This is a genomic window from Floccifex sp. (genome assembly GCF_051873495.1).
GTDB lineage: Bacteria > Bacillota_I > Bacilli_A > Erysipelotrichales > Erysipelotrichaceae > Floccifex.
Genome location: NZ_JBJEEX010000035.1, coordinates 1 through 2,634, shown reverse-complemented (window position 1 = coordinate 2,634; position 2,634 = coordinate 1). Strand labels below are relative to the sequence as shown.

Here is a 2,634-nt window from a genome sequence, read left to right as displayed (position 1 = left end):
AAGACAAAACTATGATAGAATAAGAAATAGGAGAGAACCAGGCTTTATAAAAAAAGCCCACACTCGTTAGAGTGTGTTAGTTCAATGATACTATGAAAAAAGATCAAAGATTCAAAGTAATATTAGAACTATGTCAAACGAAAAAGAAAGTATATACCGAAGAAATCATGGAATGTTGTCATTGTTCCATTGCCACAGTTCGTAGAGACTTACAAGAAATGGAAGACAATCATATGATTCAACGCTTTCATGGAGGGGCTTTACAAATTAATGCCAATGAACTTCCGATGTTTTATAAATCCGTTGATCATTATGAAGAAAAAGATAGAATTGCACGCAAGGCATGTGAACAAATTAAAGACCATCAAGTAATTTATTTAGATGCCGGTAGTTCTACTTTTGAAATGATTAAATACATTTATAGTAAAGACATTACCGTTGTGACCATTGGAATACCCCATGTCATCGAATTAATGAATCGTAACATTAAAACGATTGTTCTGCCTGGTCTTGTCTATAAACAAACAGAAGCTATTAGTGGAAAAATCACAGTGGATGCTCTTTCTTCTTATCATTTTGATTGTGCTTTTATGGGCGTAAATGGCATTGATGAAGTTCATCAAATTACCACAACTAATAAATGGGAAGCGAAAGTAAAAGAAAAAGTGATTAAACAATCTGATAGATCTTTTATTTTAGCCGATCATACTAAGTTTCATAAAGTCTATCCCCTTCAATATGCCAAGCTAAGCGATGTAACATGTATTAGCTGTATTTCTCCAATTAAAATGAAATACATAAAAACATAAGTGCTGTTTTTAAATCATAACACGCTAAGATTAAAAAGAATAATTAGTAAATAATCATTTAAAGAACAACTCAATTATTATAAGTTGTTCTTTTTAACATTATTATAATTGACAATCTCATGTAGTATTTTATAATAAGGCTTGGGATTAGATTTATTATGAAAAGAAAAAAAAAGAAGACTAAATAAAAAATTATTATTTATTGTGATTATTATTCTTGTTTTGTGTTTAAGCCACAATCGTATTTCTTTGATGAGGAAAGGATATAATTGACATGAACAAGGAATCATTTTAAATTTAGATAAAGATAAAAGAAATGATGTATTAGATTATGATGGTTACATTGATGTGATGAATTGGAATGAATATTCAAATCAAAGTAATTATGTTTTATATGATTTAATTTATCAAAATTCTGTAATGTCAAAAACTAAAATAGTAAAGTATGTTGATTCGTATGTAGAATTAAAACCCAGATTAGATGAATTGGGATTTAGTCAAGATGTTATCATAAAACGAATTGATGAATTATCGATTAACGATTTAGAAAGTATCATTTCACAAAATGTATCCTATAATAAAGTTAAAAAATATATGAATATAACTGGCTATCAAGTTTGTGATTTTAAAGACTATTTAAAATACGATGGAACTGCATTAGAAGCTGTTTTACCTGTATCCTATCCTGGAATCAATACATGTGATTTAAATGATCGAACGTATTTAATTGAGCAACCTGATAATTTACTTGTTCTAAGTAAAAAAGGATTTATGGTTGATGAAAACTATGAACCAGATGTTAGAGAAGTAGATATAGCTAGTGAAGAAGGTGCTTATCTAATTGATGAAGCAGCATCGAGTCTAGAAAAAATGAATGAAGATGCTTCAAAATTAGGATTATCCCTCGTAGTAAAGTCATCTTATCGTTCTTATGAAAATCAAAAAGAATTATACGACTACTATTTAAGTATCTATGATTACTCTTATGCATCCACTTTAGTCAATGTTCCTGGTTTTAGTGAATATCAATTAGGACTTGCGATAGACCTAACAAGTCAAAGTGTTTTAGGTGGCATATATACTGACTTCTCCCAAACAGAAGAATACCAATGGTTAGTTAATAACTCATATAAATATGGATTTATTTTAAGATATCCTGAAAATGAAAGTGATCGAACAGGAGCTATGAATGAGCCTTGGCATTTTCGATATGTAGGAAAAGATATAGCCAAAGAAATTTATGAAAAAAATGAATTGTTTGAAGATTATATATGGGAACATGGTTTTAGTTACAGTCTTAAATTACAGTAGGATGAATTGATCCTACTTTTTTTTATTATGTTTAAGTGTTGTTTTTTTTTTGCGTTCTGATGTATTTTAAAGATAGAATTAATCAATTAACACAATTGAAAGGAGCATCCAATGAATTCTAAATCTAAGCTTTTCTATTATATAGACATAGTACTTGTTGTGATCTTATTTTTGTATCTATATTTTAAATATAGAATTATTGGGATTGTATTTATTTCTTTAATATATGTTGGTTTTAGAATATTATTATTTCAATGTGTAGATCATACCGATTCTAAATTTGAAATTATATATTACATTGATTTTGTGATTATCACCCTTATACTATCGTATCAATGCTCCACAGCCAAAGCGCGTTGGCCTATAGGGATGCCTCTTATTTATGTATCGTTTAAATCCGCATTATGTCGAGCTATAAAAAATAATAAATAAAGTGATCCTCTCATTTTTTGAGAGGATTTTTCGTATTATAGAATTAGAAATTATTAATGTAATATAATCTAATTCTATTTTT

The 2,634-nt window shown here is 28.2% G+C and carries 2 protein-coding genes; both read left to right on the top strand.

From position 1 onward, the window contains the following. Positions 1-92 precede the first annotated feature (92 nt). Entirely contained in the window at positions 93-809 is a 717-nt protein-coding gene (locus ACI313_RS02070; RefSeq protein WP_439755161.1) for a DeoR/GlpR family DNA-binding transcription regulator, read from the top strand. Between the two features lie 351 nt (positions 810-1,160). Then, positions 1,161-2,120: a M15 family metallopeptidase gene (locus tag ACI313_RS02065; RefSeq protein WP_439755160.1), complete on the top strand. Its 960-nt coding sequence runs from the start codon at positions 1,161-1,163 to the stop codon at positions 2,118-2,120. The last annotated feature ends 514 nt before the right edge of the window (positions 2,121-2,634 follow it).